The sequence below is a fragment of the Paraburkholderia sp. Ac-20336 genome, from assembly GCF_017105025.1.
Lineage (GTDB): Bacteria > Pseudomonadota > Gammaproteobacteria > Burkholderiales > Burkholderiaceae > Paraburkholderia.
Genome location: NZ_JAAGPS010000002.1, coordinates 96,969 through 122,317 on the forward strand (window position 1 = coordinate 96,969; position 25,349 = coordinate 122,317).

The window sequence follows — 25,349 nt, forward strand, 5'->3', positions numbered from 1 at the left end:
AGACTTTTTAGATGGCTGAGCTACAGGTGCAGAAACTGAAGTCAGGCAGCGTGTACGAAGACAAAAACAGCTACTCGCGCGCCGTGGTGGTCGACAACTGGGTGTTGGTCGCGAACACCGCGGGCCGTCACTACCGCACGCGTGAAATCTCGAAGGACCCGGCCGAGCAGACGCTGCAATGCTTCGCCAACATCGAAGGTGCGCTGAAGGCGGTCGGCGCGAGTCTCGCCGACGTGGTGCGCTCGCGTATCGCGATACCGAACCTCGACCATAAGGAAGCCGTGATGGCGGTCGTCTCGGAGAAATTCAAGGACATCGATCCGGCCGCGACCATCACCGCGACGCCGCTCGCGGGCACGGAATATCTGGTCGAAATCGAAGTCACCGCGTATCGCGGCGCAGGCGCGGCGCGCACCGAGAAAATGCGCGTAAGCCTGTAACGGATGTCCCGGCCCGGCGTTCCGCGAGCAGCTTGCGCGGGGGCCGGAAAGCGGCGCGCACTGGCCTCGCCTGGCCGGCCAGTTCGCGTTATCACTTCGTGTATCCTCCGAGGACTTTAGGCGATGCTTCAGGAGAAAGGAAGATGACGAAGATGACGGCCAACGGCAAAAAGGAGCCTGAAACGCAGTCCGACGGCATGCCGGAGGACATGATTCAGGCAGAGCGTCAGCAACGCATGATCGACTGGTTCGAGCAGAACGTCGGCGGGTCGAATCAGGAATTGTCGCGCCTGTTCAATGCATCGGTGTCGACCATCCGGCGCGATCTCGACGCGCTCGCCGCGCGTGGCGTGGTCCGGCGTACGCACGGCGGCGCAGTGCGTATCCGCCAGCGCTCGACCTACGAGCCGAGCGTCGACGAAGCGCGCTACACGGCGTCGGAAGAGAAACGCGCGATCGCAGTCGAAGCGGCGAAACGGCTCTCCGAGGACCAGAGCATTCTGATCGATACCGGTTCGACGATGCACGAGTTTGCGCAAGTGGTCGGCGAACTCAACATCTCGTTGACCGTGGTGACCTGCGATCTGATGGTCGCGAGCCTGCTGACGCGCAAGCCGCACGTAAAGCTGATCGTACCGGGCGGCCAGTGCCGGCCGCGCGCGTACACGCTGCTCGGCGAGCCGGGCATGTCGTTTTTGCATGACATGCGGGTCGACCAGTGCTTTCTGTCGGCGCAAGCGGTCGACTACGAATGCGTGTCGGACACGTCCCTTGAACTGGTCACGCTCAAGCGGGCGATGATCCGCGCCGCGAGCAAGACCACGCTCATGATCGACAGCAGCCGGTTCGCGGGACGTGCGATCCACGGTATCGCAGACGTTGCCGACATCAACGAAATCATCACCGACGACGGTCTTGCGGACAACGAGTTCCAGCAATACCGGCAGTTGGGCGTGAAGGTGACGCGCGTGCAGCTCGACGACGCGGCGTCCGACCTCGCCGGTGATTCCCCACCCGGTCCGCCATGAAGATCACGCAAGTCGATATCTATCTCGCTCGCAGCGGCAAGCTGCATCCGATCATCGTCGAGGTCAGCACCGACGAAGGGATTAACGGCATCGGCGAAGCGGGCGTGGCCTACGGACGCGGCGCCCATGCCGCCGCAGGCATGCTGAAGGATCTCGCACCCGATCTGATCGGCCGTGATCCCGCTCGTATCGAAGCATTTTCGACACACGTATACGACCATACGTTCTGGGCCAAGGGCGGCGGCACCATCGTGTTCGCCGCGTTGAGCGCACTGGAGCAGGCGCTTTGGGACATCAAGGGTCGCGCGTGCGGCCTGCCGGTCTATCAATTGCTCGGCGGCGCAGTCAATGATCGCATTCGCTGCTATGCAAACGGCTGGTACGAAGCCGCGCAGACACCCGACGAATTCGCCCGGGCCACCGAGCGTCCGCTCGCCGACGGCTACACAGCGCTCAAGTTCTATCCGCTCGGCCAGATGCTTGGCGTGAACATGCGCCACGTCAGCCAGCGCTCCATTACACGCGAGCAGGCCGATCTCGCGGTAGCACGCGTGAAAGCGGTACGCGAAGCGATCGGTCCGGATGTCGACCTGATGCTCGATTTGAGCGGCGGACTGAGCGCCGCCGAAGCAGCGAGGCTGTGCAACCGCTTCGAGCCGTACGACATTCAGTTCGTCGAAGAACCCACTGATCCGTCCGATGCCGATGCCATGGCGTGGGTCGCCGCGCGCACGTCGATTCCGCTCGCAGCGGGCGAACGCAACTATGGACGCCACCAGATGCGTGCGCTCATCGAGACGCGCGCGGTCGACATCGTCCAGCCGGACCCGTGCAACACGGGCGGCATCATGGAAACCAAGAAGATCGCCGCCATGGCCGAAGCATTCGGAATGCGCGTCGCGCCGCATGTGTGCGGCAGTCCGCTCGCGACCCAGGTCGCCCGGCATCTGGCGATCAACCTGCCGAATATATCGATGCTCGAGCTGTATCCGTATTTCCGCTTTCACGACGGCTACATCGACACGGTGCGCGATGCGCCGGAGGCGTCGGTCAAGGAGGGCTACCTGAGTCCGCCCGAAGGACCCGGGCTCGGCGCCGAACTCAATCGCGACGCACTCGCGCCATTCCTGTGTGAACGCATCGGCGGCCCATCGCGCTGAGCGGCCGCGGCGGCAACCCGGTCGAAGTACAAGACAACCGAATAGATAACCTGGAGAGAGACAATGAAAGATCCGCATGCGATACATCAATCACTGCAATTCCAGCCGTCACCAACCGATCTCACACGGATAGCGGGTTCGCAACAGCGCCGCGTGGTGATAGCGTCGGCGCTCGGATGGGGACTCGATGGCTTCGATCACACGATGTTTGCGCTCGCGCTCGGCGCAATCCTGACGACGCTGCATCTCTCAGTCGGCGTGGGCGGCACGATTTCGACGGCAAGCCTCGTCGCATCGGCCATCGGCGGGCTGTTCGGCGGCGCGTTCGCGGATCGCTACGGACGCGTTCGCGTGCTGGTGTGGGTGGTAGTCGGCTTCAGCATATTCACCGCGTTGACTGCAACCGCGCAGAATGCCACGCAGCTGGTGCTGTGGCGAACGCTCGAAGGACTGTGCTTCGGCGCCGAGTGGCCCGTGGGTGTCGCGTTGCTGTCGGAGTACACCGCCGACGAGCGCCGCGGCCGGATGATGGCGGTGATGCAAAGCGCGTATGCGATCGGCTGGGCGTTGTCGACGATTGCCTACTTCGTGATGTTCTCGATCATGCCGGCCGACGTCGCGTGGCGCTGGCTCTTCGTGCTCGGCCTCCTGCCGGCGATTGCGATCTTCGTTGCACGGCGCGGCATTCATGAACGCCGATCGGGGAATGGCCGCTCGGAGCAAGCGGCGCTCGCCTCGATCGGACGCCTCTTTCATCGCGATCTGCGCCGCGTGACGATGTTCTCGACGATTTTCATGGTCGGCGGTCACGGCACCTACTATTCGATCGTCACATTCCTGCCGCTCTATCTCGGGACCGAACGCGGCCTGCACGTCGCCGGCACGACGACGTTCATGCTCATCCAGATTCTCGGCGGCTTCATCGGGTATGTGTCAGTCGGCTGGTTTCACGACCGCTTCGGCCGCCGCCCGACGCAAACCGCAACGATCCTCTTTTCGATGATTGCGATCGCCGCCTTTCTCTACCTGCCGGTCCAATCGCTCACGACCGGCTATGTGCTGGTGTTCCTGGTCGGCGCGAGCATCTCGTCATGCGCCGGCGGGCTCGGCGCGATCCTGTCCGAGCAGTTTCCGGGCGCGGTGCGCGGCGCGGGGATCGGCTTCGCCTACAACGTCGGGCGTGGTATCGCGTCGTTCGGTCCGATGCTGATCGGCTTCATGGCAAAACAGCACGGCCTCGGCTGGTCGATGATGGTCGTCGCGGTCGCGTGCGCGGTACTGTCGAGCGCGGCACTCTGGGCACTGAGCGAAACGCTCGGATTGAAGATTTCGGAACTGGACAAGAATTTCAAGTGAGTTCGTTGCAGAGGTTTTATACATCTGCCGCAATATTCTCAACAATATGTACCTCTAATTATTTATGGAGACAACATGAGTCCTGCCGTGCCGACCCATCAACACTACATCGACGGCGCCTTCGTGCCGGCTAATGAACATCTCGATGTCGTCAATCCCGCAGATGGCGCCCTGCTCTCGCGCGTACCGGTGGCTAACGCCGCACAAGTGGCGCTAGCCGTGGACGCCGCTCGCCGCGCCCAGCCCGCCTGGGCGAAACGCACGCCGCTCGATCGCGCGAGCTTTCTGCGGCGGATCGCAACCAAAGTACGCGAGCACGCGCCACACCTTGCGCGCACCATCATGCTCGAGCAGGGCAAGATTCTCGGCCTCGCCGAAGTCGAAGTGAATTTCACCGCCGACTATCTCGACTACATGGCTGAGTGGGCGCGCCGCATCGAAGGCGAGATTGTCACGAGCGACCGTCCGGGTGAAAACATATTCCTGTTCCGCAAACCCATGGGGGTCGTCGCGGGCATCCTGCCGTGGAACTTTCCGTTCTTCCTCATTGCGCGAAAAATGGCGCCGGCGCTCCTGACCGGCAACACCATCGTCATCAAGCCGAGCGAGGAAACGCCGAACAACTGCTTCGAATTCGCGCGACTCGTCGCCGAAACCGATTTGCCGCCGGGCGTCTTCAACGTGGTGAGCGGCGCGGGCGAGGTCGGCGCCGCACTCGCTGCGAGCGATCGCATCGACATGGTGAGCTTTACCGGCAGCGTACCGACGGGCGCGAAAATCATGGCGGCGGCCGCGGGCAACCTCACCAAGGTCAACCTGGAACTAGGCGGCAAGGCACCGGCCATTGTGCTGGCCGACGCGGACCTCGATCTCGCGGTCAAGGCGATTCACGCATCGCGCGTCATCAACACGGGGCAGGTGTGCAACTGCGCGGAACGCGTCTACGTGGAGCGCGCCGTGGCCCCGGCGTTCATCGACAGGATCACGTCCGCGATGGCGGCGACACGCTATGGCGATCCCGGCAAGGATAACGGGCTCGACATGGGCCCGCTCATCAATGCCCGCGCGCTGGAGAACGTAACAGCGAAGGTCCGCACGGCTATAGCGCAGGGCGCGACGGCAACCACCGGCGGCGCAATCGCCGAGCGCGCGTCGGGCTATCACTATCAACCGACCGTACTAGTCGATTGCCGCGCCGACATGAACATCATGCGCGAGGAAATCTTCGGGCCGGTGCTGCCGATCCAGATCGTCGACGGACTCGACGAGGCGATCGCCCTGGCGAACGATTCAGCTTACGGGCTGACATCCTCGATCTACACGCGCAGCCTCTCGCATGCAATGCAGGCGAGCCGCGAACTCGACTTTGGCGAAACCTACGTCAATCGCGAGAATTTCGAAGCGATGCAAGGCTTTCACGCGGGCGTGCGCCGCTCGGGTATTGGCGGTGCGGACGGCAAGCATGGTCTGTACGAGTACACGCACACGCACGCCGTCTACATGCAGGCATAAAGCGGCGCCAGTGGGATATCGCCCGTGAGGGGCTATCCGCCGGCAAACACATGCTCGAAACAGCACACGCAGCATGTGTCCCGTCAGTTTATTCCGGATAACGAATAAAAGCGTTTCTAACAACCGTATCAAGATTTGGAGGAAATCAATGAAAAAGGTCGTGATGATGTTGGCATGCGGGGCGGCTGCGAGTCTCGCACACGCGCAAAGCTCCGTCACGCTATATGGCGTCGTGGACGAGGGCCTCCAGTACACGAACAATCAGGGCGGCAAATCGTCGTGGGCCATGTCGCAAGGCGGTCTCGGCAGCAGCAAGTGGGGGCTCACCGGCACCGAAGATCTGGGCGGCGGACTGCATGCCTTTTTCAAGCTGGAAAACGGCTTCAATCCGAGCAACGGCGCGCTCGGCAATAACGGCGCTCTGTTCGGGCGGATGGCCTACGTTGGCGTGGGCAGCGACCAGTACGGACAGATCCGGCTCGGCAAACAGTACGACCTGCTGTTTGAAAGCCTTGTGCCGCTGTCGGCGGCGGGCAAATTTGCGGGCGGCCTCGGCGCGCACGCCGGCGACGTCGACAACGTATGGGGCGACTTCAACCTCAACAACGCGGTCAAGTATCTTTCGCCGACACTCGCGGGCTTCCAGTTCGGTGCGGCCTACGCATTCGGCAACGTCGCGGGATCGATGGGCCGCAATCAGGTCGTCAACTTCTCGCTCACCTATGGCAATGGACCGCTTTCCGTAGCGGCGGCCTACATCAAGGTGAACAATCCGGCGACGGCAGTGTGGAACGCGAGCACGCCGCCGGTCGCGAACGAGGCATTCGCGAATCCGCTGACGACGCCGATCTACCGCGGCTATGCGAGCGCATCTTCGCTACAGATCGCGGGCGGTGGAGCGAAGTACCAGTTCGGCGCATCGAACTTTGGGCTGTTGTACACGAACGCACAGTTCCACGATGCCGTCGTCACCACGACGACACCACTCGGCGGCAACGCGCACTTCGACACGCTGGAAGGCAACTACACCTTCAACGTGACGCCGGCGCTGCTGCTCGGCGCCGCCTACAGCTACACGTGGGCAGGCGACGCGCATTACGGCCAGTTGAACCTGGGCTCGACCTATCTGCTTTCAAAGCGCACGCTGCTTTACGTGAGCGGCGTATGGCAGCACGCGAGCGGGACGAATTCGGTGGGTACCGAGGCCGTGGCGGCCAACAACAACATCACGCCATCGGACACGCCTAACCAGGTCGTGGTGCGCGTGGGCATCCGCCACAGCTTCTAGAGCGCATGGGGCTCGCGCTCGCATCCGCTATCTGGCTTCGAACCGTTCGCGCGGGCGAGACGCAACGGCATCGGTGAAACTCATCGATGCCGATTCGAACCAGGCACACCCTCGCCGGAGCGCCACTCTCACCACGACGCTCCGGCCTCCTCCTCACGCAGGAACCCGCGCGATCAGAAGAACCCGAGCGCCTCCGCCTGATAGCTGACGAGCAGGCACTTCGTCTGCTGGTAGTTCGACAGCGCGGCCCTGTGCGTCTCGCGCCCGATGCCCGACTGCTTGTAGCCGCCGAACGCCGCATGCGCCGGATACAGGTGATAGCAGTTCGTCCACACGCGGCCCGCCTCGATCTCGCGGCCCATGCGATACGCGCGCGTGCCGTTGCGCGTCCACACGCCCGCGCCGAGACCATAGAACGTGTCGTTCGCCAGTTCGATCGCCTCCTGCTCGTCCTTGAACGTCATCACCGACGCGACCGGCCCGAAGATCTCCTCCTGGAACACGCGCATCCGGTTATTGCCGAGCAGCATGGTCGGCTTCACATAGAAGCCGGTGCCGAGTTCCGCGACAGGCGCGGTGCGCTCGCCGCCCGTCAGGCACTGCGCGCCCTCGTCGCGGCCGATGTCGATGTACGAGAGGATCTTGTCGAGCTGCTGCTGCGACGCCTGCGCGCCGATCATCGTCTGCATATCGAGCGGATGGCCGGCCTTGATACGCTCGACGCGCGCGATTGCCTTCTCGATGAAGCGCTCGTAGATCGACTCCTGAATCAGCACGCGCGACGGACACGTACACACTTCGCCCTGATTCAGCGCGAACATCGCGAGTCCTTCGAGCGCTTTGTCGAGGAACGCATCGTCCTGATCCAGCACGTCGGCGAAGAAGATATTCGGGCTCTTGCCGCCGAGTTCGACCGTCGACGGAATCAGATTGTCGGCCGCTGCACGCAGGATGTGTTTGCCCACCGGCGTCGACCCGGTAAACGCGATCTTCGCGATCCGCTTGCTGGTTGCCAGCCGTTCGCCCGCTTCCCTGCCGAAGCCGTTCACGATGTTGATCACGCCCGGCGGGAACAGCTCGCCAATCAGTTCCATCAGCACGAGCACCGAGGCGGGCGTCTGCTCGGCCGGCTTCATCACGACGCAGCAGCCGGCGGCGAGCGCCGGCGCAAGCTTCCAGGCCGCCATCAGCAGCGGAAAATTCCACGGAATGATCTGGCCGACGACGCCGAGCGGCTCGTGGAAGTGATATGCGACCGTGTTGTCGTCGATCTCGGAGATCCCGCCTTCCTGCGCGCGGATGCAGCCGGCGAAATAGCGGAAGTGGTCGACCGCGAGCGGGAGGTCGGCAGCCATGGTCTCGCGCAGCGGTTTGCCGTTGTCGATCGTCTCCGCGACCGCGAGCAGCTTCAGGTTCTTCTCCATCCGGTCGGCGGCGGCGAGCAGCAGGTTCGAGCGCTCCGCCGCGGACGTCTTGCCCCATTTGCGCCGCGCCGCATGCGCCGCATCGAGCGCCAATTCGACGTCCTCGCCGCGCGAGCGCGGTACGCGGCAGAACGGCTGGCCGTTAATCGGCGACACGTTCTCGAAGTATTCGCCGTTGGCAGGCGGCACCCATCGACCGCCGATGTAGTTGTCGTACTGCCGGCGATACGGATAGTCGACGTCGAGGCCGAGTTGCTTCAAATCAAAGGGATTCATGGTGTGTCTCCGGTTGATGATGCTGATTTGACGGATGCCATATCACGTGTCTCCATTGGACGGTTGGCACAGGAAAGCGGGACTGCATTTAATCGCCTTTATCGACGGGCGGCGGCGTCGCCATCACGCTCGCGCGCAGCGCCGACATGACCGAGTCGATCAGCCCATCGGACGGCACCACACCGGTTCGGGAAAGCGCCTCCTGTACGCTGACCACACGCCGCGCGTCATAGCGCCGTCCGCTTTCGATGGCCTGCTCGAAAGCATTGGCCCGCTGGTTGATCTCCTCCGGATCGGCGCTGACCAGCAACACCGCATGGGCCAACACGGCATGCCGCGACGCATGCGAACCCGCGTCCGAGCGCACTCCGCGCCAGTATTGCGCGGTACCGGCAAGCTTTCGTGCATCGTCCGGCGGCCCCCAGGCCAGGTTGAAGCGTCCGTCGCAGAATGAGCCTTGCACCGCCTGCCAATGTGTCTGAAGCCCCAACGTGCCGAGCGCCTCGCGCAGGATTTCGCATAGATGCCGATACACCCCGTCGGAAAGCGCGCCCACGGTGCCCCGCACCAGGTAGGCCAGGCTCAGGTTGAGAATGCCGGGCCCCTGCGGTACCAGCCCGCCGCCCGACATGCGCAGAAAAACCGGGCACCCGTGCCGCGCGAATTCGGCGCGAGCGCTCTCCAGAGCGGCGAAGCGCCGATAACTGCGCGGCACCACCAGCGACAGCGGGGCCTGCCACAGGTGCGCGACGCACCGGCCCGTCTCGGCCAGCTGCAGCAGCGCCGTCTCCGCGACGAGGGGGTCCGCGGCATCGGCATCGGCATCGGCATCGAAGTCGACGATGTCAAATGGCATAGGCTCACGAAGGATCACGAAAACTCGCAAAAGCTCAGATCGGCAAATATGCCCTTCTCGCAGAGAAGCACCGACTCACTTCAGTCTGGGCTGAACGATGATTTTCACGGCCGACTCATTGTTGTGGATCAGGGTCTCGAATCCTTGCGAAATCAGTTCGTCTAACTGAATGCGCTGGGTGATGAACGGCGCCAGATCGATCTTGCCGTCCTCCACCAGCTTGATGGTTTCCTGATGGTCGTTGCAATACGCGATCGTGCCGCGCACGTCCAGTTCCTTCATGACCACGCTGTGCACGTTGATCGTGGCCGGATGGCTCCAGATCGACACGATCACCACCACGCCGGACGCAGCGGTCGCGGCCACCAGCGTGTCCAGCACCTTGTTCACGCTGGAGCATTCGAACGCCACGTCCACACCCTTACCGCCCGTGATCTTCATGACTTCCGCAACCACCTCCCCTTCGGTCGGGTCCAGGATGTAATCGGCAACGCCGGATTCGCGGGCTTTTTCCTTGCGCGCCGCACTCAGCTCCGTCACGATGACGCGCAGACCCTTGGCTTTCAGAATCGCCGACAGCAACAGACCAATCGGGCCCGCGCCGCCGACCAGCGCGACATCGCCAGCCTTGGCGCCGCTGCGGGTGAAGGCATGGTGCCCCACCGACAAGGGTTCGATCAGCGCCGCCTGATCGAGCGGAATAGCGTTGGAAACCGGATGCACCCAGCGGCGTTTGACCGCAATCTTTTCGGACAGGCCGCCGCCACGGCCCCCCAGGCCGATGAAATTCATGTTCTTCGACAGGTGATACTTGTCGCCCGGCCCGGTCGGCACGTCGTCGGCCACGATGTAGGGCTCCACCACCACATGCTGGCCGACTTCGATATCGGTCACGCCGTCACCCACGGCATACACCACGCCGGAAAACTCATGCCCCATGGTGATGGGAGCGGACTCCCCGGAGATCGGATGCGGATGGCCGCAAGGCGGAATGAAAATCGGCCCCTCCATGAATTCGTGCAGATCCGTGCCGCAGATACCGCACCAGGCCACGTCGATGCCAACGGTGCCCGGCGCCACGACAGGCTCGGGGATGTCTTCGATGCGGATGTCGCCGCGATCATAAAAACGTGCTGCTTTCATGGTTCGGATTCCCTGGTTGGTTCTGCATGACATGAGGTGATCCAGGACGCCTCGCCTCCTGCTGCGCCTGCGCCACAGGATCGAGGCGTCCTGGAGATCGGCTGGCTTGCCTTGAGATGCCGTGCCCGGCACGGCATTCGGAAGGAGCGTCGTCGCCAACGCACGCCGGCCTGCTTCACGGGTTCAGATGCCGGCGCAGCAGTGCATTCACCTCGTTGGCCTTCTCCATCTGCGGCATATGGCCGGCGCCGTCCAGCAGTTCCACCGTCGCGCCGGCGGGCGCGGCCCTGGCATGGCTGCTCGGAATGACCTGATCCTCGCGGCCCCAGATCACCAGCACCGGCTTGCCGAAGCTGCCCAGCGCCTTGCCGGGCTGTTCGCTCTGCCTGCCGCCGCCGAACAGCTGGGTACCCAGCGCGCCGAGCGCTTCGGTCACGCCGTCCAGGCGCTTGTACTTGAGCAGGTCGTCCAGCAGCTGGCGGCTCACCAGCGCGGGGTCGGCGAACAGCAGCTCGGCCACGGGCTTCAGTTCGCGGCGCGAATCGGTACGCACGAAGCCGTCGGTATAGCCGGCGTTGACCTCGTCGCCGAAGCCGGCGCTGTCGATCAGCGCCAGCGAGGCCGCCTTCTGCGGCGCGTCCACGGCGATCTGCGCGGCGACGCCGCCACCCATCGAGTGGCCGACCAGGTGCGCCGACGTCACGCCGATGACCTCCATGAACTTGCCGACGAAAGCCGCCTGCGCCTTGAGCGTGGTGCCGGCCAGCTTGATCGCGGACTGCCCGTGCGCCGGCAGGTCCAGCGCGATCACCGGATGCTTCTCGGCCACCGCGTCGAGGTTGAACAGCCAGTTGTTCAGGTCGCCGCCGAAGCCGTGGATAAAGAGCACCGGCGTGCCCGACGCCGGCCCGCGACGCGCGTAGCGCACGCGAATGCCGTCCACCTCCGCATAGTCGAACGCCGGGCCGGCGTCTTCGTCGTCGCTGTCGGCGGCCGGCACCTCGAACGCGGCGACGTAGGCGTCGATGTCCGCATCGCTCACGTCCGGCTCCGCCAGCACGCCGAGCAGCGCCTTGACCGGCAGCGTCTCGCCGCTTTGCGCGACGATGCGGCGCAGCAGTCCGGCATCGGCGGCTTCCACCGCGTTGGAAATCTTGTCGGTATCCACGTCGACCAGCGCCGTGCCGACTTCGATGCGCTCGCCTTCCCGGACCAGCCAGTCCTGCACGGTACCTTCGCGCATCTCGAGCCCCCACTTGGGCATCACGATCGGGGTTATCGCAGCCATCAGTTCTTCCCTCCTTGCATCGTGCGGCGCGCCGCCTCCGCGATCTGCGCGGCGCTCGGGATGTACAGGTCTTCCAGCGCGGGCGAGAACGGCACCGGCGTATGCGGCGGGCAGACCATCTCGATGCCGGCCTTGAGCGCGCCGAACGCGCGCTGCGCGACCTGCGCCGAAATGTCGGTGGCGATATTGCAGCGCGGGCTGGCCTCGTCCACCACCACCAGACGGCCGGTGTTCTCGACCGTTTCCAGCACGGTGTCGATATCGAGCGGCGACAGCGTGCGCAGATCGACGATCTCGGCCTCGATGCCTTCCCTGGCCAGCGTCGCGGCGGCTTCCAATGCCCGATGCACCATCAGGCCGTAGGTGACGATCGATACGTGCTTGCCGTCGCGCACGATGTTGGCCTCGCCGAAGGGGACCGTATACGAGTTCTCCGGCACTTCGCCTTCGAAGCCGTACAGGTTCTTGTGCTCGCAGAAGATCACCGGATCGTTGTCGCGGATGGCCTGGATCAGCAGCCCCTTGGTGTCGTAGGGCGTGGACGGGCACACCACCTTGAGGCCGGGGATGTGCGTGAACAACGGCGTCAGCATCTGGCTGTGCTGGGCGGCGGCCCGAAAGCCGGCGCCGACCATCGCGCGGATCACGACCGGCGTTTCGGCCTTGCCGCCGAACATGTAGCGAAACTTCGCGGCCTGGTTGTAGATCTGGTCGAAGCACACGCCCATGAAGTCGATGAACATCAGCTCGGCGATCGGCCGCATGCCGCACGCGGCCGCGCCGATCGCCGCGCCTATGTAGGCGGACTCGGACAGCGGCGTGTCGAGCAGGCGATCGCCGTGCTTGGCGTACAAGCCCTTGGTCACGCCGAGCACGCCGCCCCACGCGTCCTTTTCGCCATTCGCGCCGGCACCGCCGACGATGTCCTCGCCCAACATGATGACGCTCGGGTCGCGGGTCATCTCCTGGTCGATCGCCTCGTTGATCGCCAGCTTCATGCTCAGTTTGCGGGCCATGGTCAAGTCTCCTGATTGAATGATGGGATCGGTCGTCGCAAAGTGCTTTCAATAGCTGACGTAGACGTCCGCGAGCAGGTCCTCGGGGCCCGGCAGCGGCGCCGCCTTGGCCTCCACGACCGAATGCTCGATCAGCGCCGCGACCTCGCGATCGATCGCCTCCAGCTCATCGCGCGTAATCACCTCCGCGCGCGTCACCACCTGCGCGAACTTCCTGATGCAGTCCTTATTGCCGCGAATCTCGTCGAGTTCGCCGGGTGCGCGATAGGTCTGCGCATCGCCTTCGAAGTGGCCGTAGAAGCGCACTGTCTTGCATTCGAGCAGCGATGGCCCGCCGCCCTCGCGCGCGCGCCGGATCACTTCGCCCGCGGCCTCGTGCACCGCGAAGAAGTCGGTGCCGTCCACCGTCACGCCCGGAATGCCGAAGCCGGCCGCGCGATCGACATAGCTGTCCACGGCCGTGCCGTATTCGCGCGCGGTCGATTCGGCATAGCCGTTGTTCTCGATCACGAAGATCACCGGCAAATTCCAGACGGCGGCCAGGTTCAGGCTTTCGAGAACCGTGCCCTGATTCGACGCGCCGTCGCCGCAGAACGTGATGCCGACCTCGCCTTTGCCGCGGAACCTGGCGGCCAGCGCCGCGCCGCAGATCAGCGGCGCGCCGGCGCCGAGAATGCCGTTGGCGCCCATCATCCCCTTCGACAGGTCCGCGATGTGCATCGAGCCGCCCTTGCCGTTGCAGGAGCCCCCCTTGCGGCCGTAGATCTCCTTCATCATCGCCACCGGGTCCACGCCCTTGGCGATGCAATGGCCGTGGCCGCGGTGCGTGCTTGCAATGCGGTCGCCGTCGCCCAGGTGGTGCAGAATGCCGACCCCGGTCGCTTCCTCGCCGGCATAGAGGTGGACGAAGCCGGGAATGTCGCCGCGGCCGAAGTCGACGTGCAGCCGCTCTTCGAACTCGCGGATCGTGCGCATCTTGCGGTAGACCGCGAGCAGCGTCTCCTTGTCGAGCGGCAAGCGGGCCTGCCCTGCTGCGATGTCTGCGTCCATGTCTGTCTCCTGTTTCAGGTTTGGGGAGTGAGGGGGCGGAATCCGGCAACGGGCAGGCTCGCGCCCGCGGCGCTGCGCATCAGTTGCGCGTCCGCCGCATAGCTCATGCAGGCGGCCACGTCGATGCTGTGAAAGGCGTTCTCGTGCAGGGTCACGAAGACTTCATCGTGCGGACCGAAGGTCAGCTCGCGCTCGCCGTCGAGCGCGACGATGCCGGCGCGCTGCCGCACACGCTGCGGCACGGCATGTTCGAGGCGGTGCCAGGCGGCGATCGGCACCGGCTGCAACAGGCCGGGCGCGATCGGCGCAATCAACTCGAACGCGCCATGGCCCGGGCTGGCGAGCTCGACGGCGAGGCCGCCGGGTTCGTCCCGGCCGATCGGCTCGATCAGGCCGGCGATGGCGGACAGGCCGATTGCCTGCGGACTGGCGTACGACACGTAGACCGCGGCCAGCGTGTCGGTCTTCCATACGGCGCGCGCGCCGATGTATTGCTCGCGGGAGATGACCGCGTCCACCAGCGCGATATCGCGCCGTACTGCTCCGTTCGGCTCGCGAATCGTCACGTCCAGGCGCTTGTTGCTCGCGAGCGCGCACGAGGCTGGAATCCGTCCGCTGGCGAACAGGCCGGTCGCGAGGCCGGTGACGGTGGGTTCGCGCATGTCGGGAAAGGCATTGTTGGTACCCGTGGAGATCCCGACGATCGGTACATCACCGCACTCGCGAACCACGGCGCGATGCGTGCCGTCACCGCCGAGCACCACGATGGCGGCAACGCCCGCCTCGCGCATCATGTGCGCGGCGCGCAGCGTGTCGTCCACGCTACCGGTGACCGGCATGTCCAGGTACTCGACGGCCGCCAGCGCGGCATCGGGCCCTTGCGAGCGCGCCAGATGCCGCTGCAGCATGACCCGCAGCCCCTCGCGGTCCGGCATCATCAGCACGCGGCCAACCCCACCGGCGGCCAGCGCGGCCAGCAGCCGCAGCACGATATTGACGCGATCGGCCAGTTGCAGGCTGTTCGCGTTGGCGATGACCCGGCGGATGTCGCGTGCCGAAATGGGATTGGCAATGATGCCAACCCGCGGCGGACGAACCGGACAAGGTTCGCGCATGCCTGTCTCCTGATGTGCGTGTTCTGACAGGCGTAAATACCGCAACGACTATGCCAATGCCGCATCCCCCGGGATGGGCGGAAAATCTACGGGAATACCCCCGGGAATAGGGACGCGAAGGGGCATGAAGGGACGCGAATCCGACGTGAAGCGCCGAATTGGAGCGTGCCGCCGAGACAGGTGTCACAGCGGCAACTGCATCGTGGTGGACAGTCGTATCGGTGAAACGCGGGCCGTGCCGTTAGCGCCGGCTCTCGCCGGCATCCGTGTCGCTGCGGTTGGGCGACTGGATGCCATAGCGCGCCATGCGGCGGTACAGCGTCATGCGGCTAATGCCGATCTGGCGGGCAACGGCGCTCAGGTTCCAGCCGGACGCGCGCAGGTACTGCATGAGCAGCATGCCCTCGGGCGGCAGAACGGCCGGTTCCAACGCCGCAGCCGAATGCGTCGCCACGCCGGCAGCCTCGCGCGCCGCCACGGCTGCCTCGCCGATACCTTCGGGCAGGTCATCCACTTCGATGTGGCCATGACTGCAAACCGCGCGCGCATATTCGAGCGCGTTGCGCAGTTCGCGCAAATTGCCCGGCCAGCGATGACGATGCAACCGCTCGCGCGCCGCTTCCGAGATCGTGAAACCCGACTCGCGCTCCGGTACGGCAAGCAGCTTCTGCACGAGCCAGTCCAGATCGCTGCGCTCGCGCAGCGGCGGCAGCACAAAACGCGCACCGTTGAGACGGTAGTACAGATCCTCGCGAAACCGCCCGCTGCTGATCAGCTGATCAAGCGAGTGGTGAGTGGCCGAAATGACTCGCACATCGACGGGCACCGGACGCGAAGCGCCGATCGCCAGCACCTCGCCCTCGGACAGCACCCGCAGCAGACGCGACTGCAACTCGCGCGGCATGTCGCCAATCTCGTCGAGGAACAGCGTACCGCCGTTTGCCGCCTCGATCAGGCCGCGCTTGGGCCTGGAACCGGCGCCCGAGAAACTGTTGGGCAGATGCCCGAACAACTCGCTCTCGATCAGCGTTTCGGGAATCGCCGCGCAATTGACCGCGATAAATGGACCATTGCGGCGTGAACTGGCTCGATGCAGCGCCTTGGCAAAAAACTCCTTGCCGCTGCCAGTCTCGCCGTTGATGAGCAGGTTGATGCGCGAATCGACCAGCTTGGCGGCACGCTGCAATTGCTGCTGCAACATCGCATCGCCACCGCATAGGGCCTCCAGTTCGGGGGGCAGCGGCAGCGATGCGCTGTCCGGCATTCCATGCTGCAAACGCAGCACCGGCGGCATCACGCTCAGGTAGAGCCGTTTTCCGCTATGGCTCAGCCGCACGACGCGCTGCTCACTGGGCCGCGAGTAGACGAAGCGGCCCAGGTCTTCCTGACGTGCCTCGAACAACGCCTCGAAGCGCAGGCCGATCAGCGACAGCCCCCTCGCCTCGACACCGGGCTCGGCAATCAGCATTTGCTGGGCGCGACGGTTATGGCCCGAGATCCGGCCATCGGCGTCGAGGGCGATCAGGTACTCCGGGTTGACGTCGAGGAACTCGGACGCCGGACTGAGCTTGAGCATCCAGTCCTGCCGGTGCCGGCGCAAGAAATAGGCGTCCTCGATCTGATTGGCGTACATGCGCACCAGTTGCAGCGCAAGCATCTGGCTGTACTTCGCCTGCGGCGAACTCAGCGCGGAGATGTCGAGAATCGCATTGAGCTGACCATACGAATCGAACAGCGGCGCCGCGGTGCAGGTCAGCGGAATATGGGTCGCATCGAAATGATCGGCCTGATGTACGGTCAGGGCCTGACCCGTCGCCAGCGCCGTACCGACCGCACAGGTGCCCGCACCGTTTTCGCTCCATTCGGCGCCCAGATAAAGGCCGGCGCGTCGTAGCGCGGCGTCCGTATTGGCATTGCCGAGATAGTCGACGGTGACGCCGTCGGCATCCGTCAGCAGCACCACGTAGCCCATGCCCCCTACCTGGCCGTACAGGGTTTCGAGGCCATGACGGGCAATCCGCGTGAAATCGTCGATGCGTTGCTGATGTTCGCGCAAGCGCATCTGCGGCAGAATGCGCGCTTCCTGCATGCGGGCCGGATCAAGACCGTACTGATGCACGCAACGCCGCCACGAACTCTGGATGATGGCATCGTGCGCGCGCGCGACGCCTGACGACTCGCCGGTAGTCGTCAGGACTACTGTCTCGATGTGCTCGCGTTGCCGCTGGTCCATCGCTGTCTCCTTACTACGCGCCTGATGCCGGGTGCGCCGGTACCGGCCAGCCTGCCACGCTGGCTCAACGTGCCGGGCGGTGCCTCCGGGCACATCACCGTGCAATACATCGCCGGGCGGCCATAGGGTCGGAGCCGCCATTTTTTGAAATTGAAATGCGGTCGCGGAGCGCCATGGGCTGTGCCTGTAGACGGGCCCGGCAGATATCGAATTCAACGGTACCCGACTCGATAATGTATCCGACTGCCTCCGGATTGTGCAAATCCGGCGGCACGACGGCCTGCAAGCCAGCGTGAGCGAGCAGCAGGATTAGTTCCGCCACGGAGAGTCGCGAAACGACTCGGCGAGATACTCGACCAGTTGCCGCACCTTGGCCGGGACGAACTTGCGCGAGGGATACAGGGCAAACACGCCCAACTCGATGGATCGGTGCTCGGGCAGCACCTCGACCAGTTCCCCGCTCGTCATGACACCGTCGACCAGGAAACTGGGCAGCAGGACGATCCCCCGGTGCTGACGCGCCATGGCAAGGCAGGTATCGCCGCTGTTCGTGCGCACACGCGGCAGGACACGTGTCGTCACGATCTCGCCGGCATTCTCGAACTCCCATTGGTCGCCAAGAGAAAACAGGTTATAGGCAATGATGTCGTGCCGCTGCAGGTCCGAGGGATGAAGAGGCCGGCCTCGCGCCTGGAGATAGACCGGTGAGGCGCAGAGGATCATGCGCGTCGACGCGAGCTTGCGACCGACCAGTGAGCTGGAGGGTATGCGCGCGATACGCACGGCCATGTCGAAGCCTTCGTCGACGAGGTCGACGACGTGATCGGTCAGCGTCACCTCGAGCATCACATCCGGGTTGTCGGCGGTGAAGCGCCCCCATAGCGGCGCCAGATGAGACAGGCCGAACGTCATGGGCACGTTGACCTTCAACCGCCCGGACGCCGCACCGTGATGCGCGGTGAGTTCGGCCTCGGCCTCATCGACGCCGGCCAGCAGCGCACGGCATCGGGCGAGAAAGGTCTCGCCCTCCGAGGTGATCGAAAGCCGACGCGTGGTGCGATGGAGAAGGCGCACGCCCAGACGCTTCTCCAGCTCGCCGACCCGCTTTGAAACGGTCTGCTTTGAAAGTGCCATCGAATCGGCCGCGCCGGCGAAGCTGCCCGTATCGACGACCGTCGTGAAGACTTTCATCTCGTGGAAACGATCCATTGTCTCTCTCTCGTGGACAAACCATCAGGCTGCCTGCTGTTTATCTAGCGCGGCAGAATTTATAGAGTGTGCATCGTGAAAGCCCCATCCCATCACGTCAAGCAAGGAGTACGGCATGAGCAATAAAACGGCACCCGCGAACGGCAGCGCCCCCGACCTGACTTCGGGGCGTCGCAGATTCCTCGCGACTTCAGCAGCAGCAGCAACAGCAACGGCGTCCGGCCTGTTGGCTACGACGGCCTCGGCCGCAACCTGCCCCGATAAGCAATGGGTGAACCTGGGGGTGCCCTGGGAAGCGAGCTACGGCTACGTGCAGGCGATTCGCGTCGGCGACACGATCTACGTATCGGGTCAGCTCAGCCATGACGATACGGGCAAGCTGGTCGCCCCGGCGCCGGTCGATGCCAACGGTAAAGTCGTCGATTTCTCCAACATGGGCCTGCAGATGCGCCAGGCCTACGCGAATGCGACCAAGGTGCTGAAACTGCTCGGCTTCACGATGGCAAATGTGGTCGAGGAAACGCTCCTGGTTCTCGACGTGGACACGGCCTTTGCCGTGGCGGGCGACATTCGACGGCAGGCTTACGGCAGCAACATGCCGATCGTGACGAGTACGATGCTGGCAACGCCGCGCCTGGCGTTCGTCGGTCAGCTGATCGAGATTAAATTCGTCGCGCGTGTCATCTGAGTGACCAGCGGAATAGCGTCGGCGAGAGCCGGCTCTATTGCGGGCTACGTTTGCGCCACTGCCCCAGGTCGATGTCGATTCGCTCTTCAATCGAACCGCTCCAGTGAGTAGCGAAGCCCGCCTCCCGCAGGAGTTCGATCAGGCGACGCGAGAGCAGCAGGGTATGCTCGTCACGGGCCTGCGGAGTCGGGCCGACGCCGCTGAAAGACAGGTAAAGATGGCCGGTATCGACGACGCGATCTACGTCCTGGCTGTGATAGAAACAGTAGCCTAGCAGCCCGGAGCCTGGGCCGCCCGCGGCCTTCCACGCCTCCCGCGCATCGTCTTTCCCTTCCTGGTTGGTATTGCCCGCGCAATGCAGGGCGATGAAGTGTTCAACCCGAAGCGCCTGGAACACTTTCTCCAGGCGGTCGTATTCGGTAGGGTTTGACCATTCGGCTTCCATGGCGCGCTTGGCGGCTGTCGCCTGGGCCACCTCGGATTTCACCCAGACCAGGTCGTCGGCGTTAAGGTCGTCGGGATCGAGATATTCATCCGTGATGATCGCCTCGATGTCATCAAGGGCGTGGAATCCGCCCCACACCAGTTCATGGATGCGCCAATGGGTGTCCTGGGTATTCAGACTCAACGGCATTGCACTCTCCATTCGCGCTTGCGATCGCCCTCTGGGCATGCGGCGACGCAAGCTATATATAGCGAAATAATCAGGCCTGGTGATTCTAGCAGGCCTATTCTTCGCAATGGCTTGCGCTTGAAATGACAGAACACACGGAGATTTGACGCAACGGCGCAGCGAGCGGTCGCTTGCCGGCCCGGTTTCGGGCGACTGCATAGGATCGCCAGGATTTATTCGTCGCATGCGGGATTCCGACCGCCATCCATTGATCGACTCTGTGGCCACGAAACGCCCAGACGTTCAATTCATCCATTGCCACTCAACACAACCGCTAGAATTACAGTTTCAGCCCGGAATACGCCCATGTCATTTGCCTCGCTTGGCCTGATCGATCACTTGCTGCGTAATGTGCAGGACCTCAATTACCGGACACCTACGCCGGTGCAGGTCAAGGCGATTCCTGCCGTGCTCAGTGGCAAGGACGTCATGGCGGCGGCACAGACCGGCACCGGCAAAACGGCGGGTTTTGCGCTTCCGCTGTTGCAGCGGCTGGTGCAACACGGCCCGGCGGTGTCCAGCAACCGCGCGCGCGTTCTGGTGCTGGTGCCCACACGTGAACTGGCCGAACAGGTGCTGCAAAGCTTCGTCGGTTACGGCAAAGGCCTCGATTTGCGATTTCTGGCCGCTTATGGCGGCGTGAGTATCAACCCGCAAATGATGAAGTTGCGCAAAGGCGTGGATGTGCTCGTTGCCACGCCGGGCCGTTTGCTGGATCTCCATCGCCAGAACGCAGTGCAGTTTGATCAGGTACAAACGCTGGTGCTGGATGAAGCCGACCGCATGCTGGATCTGGGCTTTGCGCGCGAACTCAACGCCGTCTTCGCAGCGTTGCCGGCCCAGCGCCAGACCCTGCTGTTCTCCGCCACGTTTACCGAGGATATCCGCGCCATGGCGTCTGGCATTCTGCGCGGCCCGGTCGATATCAGCGTCAACCCGCCCAATGCCACGGCCAGCAAGATCAGGCAGTGGGTGGTGACGGTGGACAAAAAGAACAAGCCTGACCTGTTCATGCACCTTGTGGCCGAGAACAACTGGGAGCACGCGCTGGTGTTCGTCAAAACCCGCAATGGCGTGGATTACCTGGCGGCCATGCTGGATGACGCGGGCTATGCGGTCGACACCATCCACGGCGATAAACCGCAACCCGCGCGCCTGCGTGCGCTGGAGCGCTTCAAGACAGGCGAAGTACAGATGCTGGTCGCCACCGATGTGGCTGCGCGCGGGCTCGATATCGACGATCTGCCGCTGGTGATCAACGTTGATCTGCCGATCGTGGCGCAAGACTATGTGCACCGTATTGGCCGCACCGGCCGTGCAGGTGCCAGCGGCGTGGCGGTGTCCCTTGTGTGTGCCGATGAAGCGCCGCAGCTGGCCGCGATTGAAGCGCTGATCCGGCAAACGCTGCGCCGTGAGGAAGAGCCCGGTTTTGAAGCTGAACACCGCGTGCCGCAAACTAGCGCGACGGGACAGATCATCAGGAAACCGAAAAAACCGAAGAAGCCCAAGGTGCCGTTCGCCGCGCCGGGCGCAACGCAGGTGCCCGGCAAAAAGCCGCACCCGCAAAGTGGCGAAAACAGGCACAAGCCTGCGGCGCAACGTGCTGTGGCCGCGGGTAAAGGCACAGCTTTGTCTAGCGGTAGCCCGTTCAGCGTGCAGAAGCCGCGCAGCAAATCCGCCGGCAAGCCAATTGCGAGTTCACGTAAGCCGGCTGGCAAACCTGCTGGTGGCCGCGGTAAACGCCAACCTTGATATGCTTGTCCGCACTATTAACCGTAGATGGACCGACGAGTCCGTCTACTACTGGTTGGGTACCCAGGCAGCATTCGTACGTAATCGAAAGTCAGTAGTGAGTCTTGAGGAGAGGTTCCATGAGCCTGACGAAGAAGCAGAGTGAATCCCTGATTTCCACACTTGAAGCCCGCTTCGAGAAAAATCTGAGCCGTCACAAAGACATCGAGTGGACGCAGGTTCAATCGCGGATGACGTCAGATCCAGAAAAATTGCGGTCGCTTCACGAGATGGAATCCACGGGTGGTGAGCCAGATGTCATTGGTCACGACGAGAAAACCGGACAGATCATATTCTGTGATTGTTCCGCTGAAAGTCCCGGCGGCCGGAGAAGCTTTTGCTTTGATCGTGAAGCGCTGGATTCCAGAAAGGAGAACAAACCAGCGGGTAATGTCCTGGACACGGTGGCGGCAATGGGAATCGAGTTGCTGTCGGAGGCGCAGTACCGCGATCTGCAAAAACTCGGCTGCTTTGATGCCAAGACTTCCAGTTGGGTTGCGACGCCGCCGGAAATCAGGAAACTTGGCGGAGCGCTGTTCTGTGACAGGCGCTATGACACGGTTTTCGTGTATCACAATGGCGCACAGTCGTACTACGCAGCGAGGGGTTTTCGCGGCATATTGCGGGTCTAGCACGGGGATCGGCAAAACCCAATGGCTGAATTCTCCCTTTTCATCCATAAGTAGTGAGCGGTCTAACGACTGCAGAGCAACCCATAGCGGCCCATGGTCCGCGATCGTGCCGACGGCCGCAATGGCCGCATTGTGAGCGTGTCCTTCCAAAGACTACCCCTCAGACTTCGCCGCCATAAAACAGAGGCGCAGCCCTGTGTCGTCAACGATCTTGCTACCCCGATCGAATGCTCCAAACGGGCCGACGGTACAGCAAGCTGCCTCCTACGCGTTGTTCCGTGCCTGCGCTACTGCAAACCACTGCGCGCCGCTTCCGACGGCCGTGACTTGCACAGAAGCAGTGCCGCAGTCAGAACACTGAACGCCGCTCCCGCATAAAACGTAGTCGGCGCGCCGAGTCGATCCCACAGGATGCCGGCAATGACACTGGAGGCGAGCGTCACGATACCGCTCAGGAGATTGAAAAAGCCGAAGGCCGTACCTCGTAGACCGGGAGGCGCAGCATGGGCCACCATCGTCGCCAGCAGTCCCTGCGTCATTCCCATATGCAAACCCCAAAGCGCGACTCCAGTCAGTACGGCCCCCCAATGGGCGCTGCCGGCGAGTACAACGTCGGCGACAACCAGTACGAACAAGCCCGCAACCATCAGCTTCGTATGGCTCGTCGTATCCGACAGCTTGCCGAACGGATAGGCGGAGAGCGAATAAACGACGTTCATCGCGACCATCACGAGAGGAACGAGCGCAACGGGGACACCGCTGTGCATCGCGCGCAACACCAGGAACGCTTCGCTGAAACGCGCCAGCGCGAACACACCGCCAACCAGGACGACCCACCAGTAGGTCCGATCCAACTGCCTCAGGCTATCCCAGTGAATCGGGTTGACGCGCTTCGTGTCGAGTGCGTGTGCAGGCTCTGCGATTCCGAACGTCAGCAGTGCGACAGCGAGCCATCCCGGGATGACGGCGAGCCAGAAAGCGAGCCGGAAGTTGTCCGCCCACGTCAGCATGACGACGACGGCAAGCAGCGGCCCGAGAAACGCACCCACGGTGTCGAGCGACTGCCTCAATCCATACGCGGCACCGCGCAGGTGCACGGGGGTCACGTCAGCCACCAGGGCATCCCGTGGCGCGCCTCTCACTCCCTTGCCAACCCGGTCGATAATCCGTGCGGTCACGACGATGCCGATTGTCGGCGCAATCGCAAACAGCGGCTTGCTGAGTGCGCCGAGTCCGTACCCCGTCACCGCCAGCCATTTGCGATTGCCGAGATAGTCGCTCAGCGTTCCGGAGAAGACCTTGACGACGGGTGCCGTGGCTTCCGCGATACCCTCGATGACGCCGATCGTGGCGGCGTTCGCCCCGAGGCCAACCATCAGGAACATAGGTAACAGACTATGGATGATCTCGGAGGAGACATCCATCAGCAGGCTGACACAGCCCAGAACCCACACGGTGCGAGGAATCAGGCGAAGGACGCGGATTGGCGATTCGGTCTGCATGAACTCACTGGCTCCAGATTAGGGTGATATGGGTGGCTACGTCGCATTGCTCGCGGGTGGCTGATAGTGGCGGGTTGCGCTTGGTAACCAAGAAGTCAAAGAGTTACCACTGACCCAGGCGAATGTATGTGACCAATAGCTTACGAGGTCGAACACTGAACGCGTGCAACCGGCCACGAAGTGCTACTCGAATACTCATCTCAGACGGCCGGGCCTGCGTGTCCCGCGGACACTCCCCCGACCGTGAAGACTGTCCGTTCGAAAACCAGCATTCCGAGGCTCGACGCTCAGTCGAGCCTGGACCGCGGACGGCTACTTCAACCCTTCGAAATCCAGCGCGCTCCTGACAGCGGGCCGCTGACGCATTCGCTGATACCAACCCTTGAGATTGTCCAGTCCATCGTATGAGATGTTCGCGTTGTAAGTGGGTTCTAACCACGCGGCCTGGCCCCATTGCGTGAGCGCATAGAGGTAAGCATCGGCGACAGTGTACGTGCCGCCCATGAGGTAGTTGTTGCCTGCCAGATGTTCGTTTAACCACGCATACCGGCTTTCCAACCTGGGCTTCGCGGTCTCGACGCCGTACTGACCAGCCAGCCGCGCGTAAAGCAACGGGATAAAGCCTTTGTGAATCTCAGATGTCAGAAAGCTCAACCACTCCTGCAATCGATATCGATCAACAATGCCGTTTGCAGGAGCAAGATTCGCATCCGGTTTCAAATCTGCAAGATACTGAACAATCGCGGGCCCCTCGCGCAGGGTTGTACCGTCGTCCAGTTCCAGCAGCGGAACATAGCCGAAAGGGCTCATCTCGTAGAAGTCACGATCGTCCTCGGTGCGATGTGTCTTGTAGTCGACTTTTATCAACTGGATTTCCAGCCCCAACTCCCTGGCGACGATGTGTGGCGACAGCGAACATGCGGCTGGTATGTAATACAGCTTCATAAGTCAGTCCTCGATTCGTTAGATGACATGTGTCGCACTCGGCGCCAAGGCGAACAGCCATGATTGTAAGAATCAGGTTTAAAAATGGAAGAAGGCAGTAAAGTGTCATCTAGGTACAAAAAATATACCTGGATGACTGTTTCGAGACCAACATGAAAGAGAACCTGTCTGGCTGTTCTGTCGAGGAGTCAATGCGCCTGATCGGTGGTCGATGGCGCTTGTTGATTGCCTCGTATTTGATAGATGGCCCGAAGCGATTCAACGATTTACGCCGTGATGTCCCGCAAATCTCGCAACGGATGCTGACGCTAGACCTACGCGCGCTTGAAGATGCCGGGCTCGTTCGGCGTACTGTTTTCCCGACTTCCCCTGTGCGTGTGGAGTACACGCTGACGGAAGATGGCCAGCGCCTGGAACCCGTAGTGGCGGTACTGAAGGAGTTTGGGCTGTGGTTGAAGGGGAGAAACATCTCTGGCAACGCCAATGCAGACCGCTAAGCTGGATGCGGCTGGTTGGTCGACACAAGCTCGCGCGAAAGCCGACATGGCGTTCCGAGTGGACGTTATCGCGCGCATTTCAAGCGCCTGTCTTTACATGTCCACTCGCCGCTCGGGTCGGTGAGACTCATTCATCGATAGAGATAGCAAACGTTCACAGGCACCGGTTTGCGAATGGCCGCAATGTGACCCACAGCGGCCGTGCTGTGTCCAATCGGCGACTGTCG

General features: G+C 63.0%; 22 protein-coding genes. 10 read left to right on the top strand and 12 right to left on the bottom strand.

Translation table 11 applies throughout. The annotated features are described in order from the left end of the window. The first annotated feature begins 11 nt into the window (after positions 1-11). The 6 genes from GXB81_RS02290 (at position 12) to GXB81_RS02315 (ending at position 6,784) form a co-directional block, all read left to right on the top strand. Positions 12-440 carry a RidA family protein gene (locus GXB81_RS02290; RefSeq protein WP_167048122.1) on the top strand — a complete coding sequence of 143 codons (429 nt, stop codon included), beginning with the start codon at positions 12-14 and terminating at the stop codon, positions 438-440. A 143-nt stretch (positions 441-583) separates the two neighbouring features. Further along, on the top strand, positions 584-1,468 hold the full coding sequence (locus GXB81_RS02295) for a DeoR/GlpR family DNA-binding transcription regulator (protein WP_205988208.1): 885 nt from the start codon (positions 584-586) through the stop codon (positions 1,466-1,468). Beyond that, complete coding sequence (locus tag GXB81_RS02300; protein ID WP_167048117.1) at positions 1,465-2,628, top strand: mandelate racemase/muconate lactonizing enzyme family protein; 1,164 nt, start codon at positions 1,465-1,467, stop codon at positions 2,626-2,628. The genes GXB81_RS02295 and GXB81_RS02300 overlap by 4 nt, the downstream gene beginning before the upstream one ends. A gap of 63 nt (positions 2,629-2,691) precedes the next feature. Continuing rightward, on the top strand, positions 2,692-3,984 hold the full coding sequence (locus GXB81_RS02305) for an MFS transporter (RefSeq protein ID WP_167048115.1): 1,293 nt from the start codon (positions 2,692-2,694) through the stop codon (positions 3,982-3,984). Positions 3,985-4,059: 75 nt separating this feature from the next. Next, positions 4,060-5,496 (top strand): aldehyde dehydrogenase, encoded by a 1,437-nt coding sequence (gene aldA, locus GXB81_RS02310; RefSeq protein ID WP_167048113.1) that lies wholly within the window; start codon positions 4,060-4,062, stop codon positions 5,494-5,496. 148 nt (positions 5,497-5,644) lie between these two features. Further along, the gene (locus tag GXB81_RS02315; RefSeq protein WP_205988210.1) at positions 5,645-6,784 is read left to right on the top strand and encodes a porin; all 1,140 of its coding nucleotides are present in this window, start codon (positions 5,645-5,647) and stop codon (positions 6,782-6,784) included. 173 nt (positions 6,785-6,957) lie between these two features. Here GXB81_RS02315 and GXB81_RS02320 read toward each other — a convergent pair whose 3' ends face one another. From GXB81_RS02320 to GXB81_RS02360, 9 genes are all read right to left on the bottom strand, one after another. Next, entirely contained in the window at positions 6,958-8,484 is a 1,527-nt protein-coding gene (locus tag GXB81_RS02320) for an aldehyde dehydrogenase family protein (protein WP_205988212.1), read from the bottom strand. Positions 8,485-8,572: 88 nt separating this feature from the next. Further along, positions 8,573-9,340: a lipoate--protein ligase family protein gene (locus tag GXB81_RS02325; protein ID WP_205988214.1), complete on the bottom strand. Its 768-nt coding sequence runs from the start codon at positions 9,338-9,340 to the stop codon at positions 8,573-8,575. 75 nt (positions 9,341-9,415) lie between these two features. Continuing rightward, positions 9,416-10,483: a 2,3-butanediol dehydrogenase gene (locus tag GXB81_RS02330; protein ID WP_205988215.1), complete on the bottom strand. Its 1,068-nt coding sequence runs from the start codon at positions 10,481-10,483 to the stop codon at positions 9,416-9,418. A 175-nt stretch (positions 10,484-10,658) separates the two neighbouring features. Then, entirely contained in the window at positions 10,659-11,771 is a 1,113-nt protein-coding gene (locus tag GXB81_RS02335) for an acetoin dehydrogenase dihydrolipoyllysine-residue acetyltransferase subunit (protein ID WP_205988217.1), read from the bottom strand. Next, positions 11,771-12,787, bottom strand: coding sequence for an alpha-ketoacid dehydrogenase subunit beta (locus GXB81_RS02340; RefSeq protein ID WP_167048097.1), 1,017 nt, complete (start codon positions 12,785-12,787; stop codon positions 11,771-11,773). Before GXB81_RS02340 ends, GXB81_RS02335 begins: the two co-directional genes overlap by 1 nt. A 48-nt stretch (positions 12,788-12,835) precedes the next feature. Next, positions 12,836-13,837, bottom strand: a complete 1,002-nt coding sequence (locus GXB81_RS02345; protein ID WP_205988218.1) for a thiamine pyrophosphate-dependent dehydrogenase E1 component subunit alpha — start codon at positions 13,835-13,837, stop codon at positions 12,836-12,838. Between the two features lie 14 nt (positions 13,838-13,851). Next, positions 13,852-14,952 (bottom strand): NAD(+)/NADH kinase, encoded by a 1,101-nt coding sequence (locus GXB81_RS02350; RefSeq protein WP_205988220.1) that lies wholly within the window; start codon positions 14,950-14,952, stop codon positions 13,852-13,854. 241 nt (positions 14,953-15,193) lie between these two features. Further along, positions 15,194-17,185 (bottom strand): sigma-54-dependent Fis family transcriptional regulator, encoded by a 1,992-nt coding sequence (locus tag GXB81_RS02355; protein ID WP_167284796.1) that lies wholly within the window; start codon positions 17,183-17,185, stop codon positions 15,194-15,196. Between the two features lie 309 nt (positions 17,186-17,494). Continuing rightward, positions 17,495-18,394, bottom strand: coding sequence for a LysR family transcriptional regulator (locus GXB81_RS02360; protein ID WP_167048089.1), 900 nt, complete (start codon positions 18,392-18,394; stop codon positions 17,495-17,497). A 115-nt stretch (positions 18,395-18,509) separates the two neighbouring features. Here GXB81_RS02360 and GXB81_RS02365 point away from each other — a divergent pair, with 115 nt between their 5' ends. Then, positions 18,510-19,082, top strand: coding sequence for a RidA family protein (locus tag GXB81_RS02365; RefSeq protein WP_205988222.1), 573 nt, complete (start codon positions 18,510-18,512; stop codon positions 19,080-19,082). Positions 19,083-19,116: 34 nt separating this feature from the next. Here GXB81_RS02365 and GXB81_RS02370 read toward each other — a convergent pair whose 3' ends face one another. Next, complete coding sequence (locus GXB81_RS02370) at positions 19,117-19,716, bottom strand: hypothetical protein (protein WP_205988224.1); 600 nt, start codon at positions 19,714-19,716, stop codon at positions 19,117-19,119. A 345-nt stretch (positions 19,717-20,061) separates the two neighbouring features. Between GXB81_RS02370 and GXB81_RS02375 the strand changes: the two genes are divergently transcribed. After that, complete coding sequence (locus GXB81_RS02375; protein ID WP_205988226.1) at positions 20,062-21,507, top strand: DEAD/DEAH box helicase; 1,446 nt, start codon at positions 20,062-20,064, stop codon at positions 21,505-21,507. Positions 21,508-21,626: 119 nt separating this feature from the next. Then, positions 21,627-22,178, top strand: a complete 552-nt coding sequence (locus GXB81_RS02380; RefSeq protein ID WP_205988228.1) for a DUF4256 domain-containing protein — start codon at positions 21,627-21,629, stop codon at positions 22,176-22,178. 287 nt (positions 22,179-22,465) lie between these two features. Here the strand turns inward: GXB81_RS02380 and GXB81_RS02385 are convergent, their stop codons facing one another. Both GXB81_RS02385 and GXB81_RS02390 read right to left on the bottom strand, forming a co-directional pair. Further along, positions 22,466-23,680 carry an MFS transporter gene (locus GXB81_RS02385; RefSeq protein WP_205988230.1) on the bottom strand — a complete coding sequence of 405 codons (1,215 nt, stop codon included), beginning with the start codon at positions 23,678-23,680 and terminating at the stop codon, positions 22,466-22,468. Between the two features lie 312 nt (positions 23,681-23,992). Next, a complete protein-coding gene (locus GXB81_RS02390; RefSeq protein ID WP_167048071.1) occupies positions 23,993-24,625 on the bottom strand; it encodes a glutathione binding-like protein in 633 nt (210 codons plus the stop codon). 152 nt (positions 24,626-24,777) lie between these two features. Here GXB81_RS02390 and GXB81_RS02395 point away from each other — a divergent pair, with 152 nt between their 5' ends. After that, positions 24,778-25,122: a helix-turn-helix domain-containing protein gene (locus tag GXB81_RS02395; RefSeq protein WP_167048068.1), complete on the top strand. Its 345-nt coding sequence runs from the start codon at positions 24,778-24,780 to the stop codon at positions 25,120-25,122. Positions 25,123-25,349: the final 227 nt, after the last annotated feature.

Coding starts and splice junctions, on each gene's coding strand:
- GXB81_RS02290 (WP_167048122.1), top strand. CDS start 12: ATGGCTGAGCTACAGGTGCAGAAACTGAAGTCAGGCAGCGTGTACGAA.
- GXB81_RS02295 (WP_205988208.1), top strand. CDS start 584: ATGACGAAGATGACGGCCAACGGCAAAAAGGAGCCTGAAACGCAGTCC.
- GXB81_RS02300 (WP_167048117.1), top strand. CDS start 1,465: ATGAAGATCACGCAAGTCGATATCTATCTCGCTCGCAGCGGCAAGCTG.
- GXB81_RS02305 (WP_167048115.1), top strand. CDS start 2,692: ATGAAAGATCCGCATGCGATACATCAATCACTGCAATTCCAGCCGTCA.
- aldA (WP_167048113.1), top strand. CDS start 4,060: ATGAGTCCTGCCGTGCCGACCCATCAACACTACATCGACGGCGCCTTC.
- GXB81_RS02315 (WP_205988210.1), top strand. CDS start 5,645: ATGAAAAAGGTCGTGATGATGTTGGCATGCGGGGCGGCTGCGAGTCTC.
- GXB81_RS02320 (WP_205988212.1), bottom strand. CDS start 8,484: ATGAATCCCTTTGATTTGAAGCAACTCGGCCTCGACGTCGACTATCCG.
- GXB81_RS02325 (WP_205988214.1), bottom strand. CDS start 9,340: ATGCCATTTGACATCGTCGACTTCGATGCCGATGCCGATGCCGATGCC.
- GXB81_RS02330 (WP_205988215.1), bottom strand. CDS start 10,483: ATGAAAGCAGCACGTTTTTATGATCGCGGCGACATCCGCATCGAAGAC.
- GXB81_RS02335 (WP_205988217.1), bottom strand. CDS start 11,771: ATGGCTGCGATAACCCCGATCGTGATGCCCAAGTGGGGGCTCGAGATG.
- GXB81_RS02340 (WP_167048097.1), bottom strand. CDS start 12,787: ATGGCCCGCAAACTGAGCATGAAGCTGGCGATCAACGAGGCGATCGAC.
- GXB81_RS02345 (WP_205988218.1), bottom strand. CDS start 13,837: ATGGACGCAGACATCGCAGCAGGGCAGGCCCGCTTGCCGCTCGACAAG.
- GXB81_RS02350 (WP_205988220.1), bottom strand. CDS start 14,952: ATGCGCGAACCTTGTCCGGTTCGTCCGCCGCGGGTTGGCATCATTGCC.
- GXB81_RS02355 (WP_167284796.1), bottom strand. CDS start 17,185: ATGGACCAGCGGCAACGCGAGCACATCGAGACAGTAGTCCTGACGACT.
- GXB81_RS02360 (WP_167048089.1), bottom strand. CDS start 18,394: ATGGATCGTTTCCACGAGATGAAAGTCTTCACGACGGTCGTCGATACG.
- GXB81_RS02365 (WP_205988222.1), top strand. CDS start 18,510: ATGAGCAATAAAACGGCACCCGCGAACGGCAGCGCCCCCGACCTGACT.
- GXB81_RS02370 (WP_205988224.1), bottom strand. CDS start 19,716: ATGCCGTTGAGTCTGAATACCCAGGACACCCATTGGCGCATCCATGAA.
- GXB81_RS02375 (WP_205988226.1), top strand. CDS start 20,062: ATGTCATTTGCCTCGCTTGGCCTGATCGATCACTTGCTGCGTAATGTG.
- GXB81_RS02380 (WP_205988228.1), top strand. CDS start 21,627: ATGAGCCTGACGAAGAAGCAGAGTGAATCCCTGATTTCCACACTTGAA.
- GXB81_RS02385 (WP_205988230.1), bottom strand. CDS start 23,680: ATGCAGACCGAATCGCCAATCCGCGTCCTTCGCCTGATTCCTCGCACC.
- GXB81_RS02390 (WP_167048071.1), bottom strand. CDS start 24,625: ATGAAGCTGTATTACATACCAGCCGCATGTTCGCTGTCGCCACACATC.
- GXB81_RS02395 (WP_167048068.1), top strand. CDS start 24,778: ATGAAAGAGAACCTGTCTGGCTGTTCTGTCGAGGAGTCAATGCGCCTG.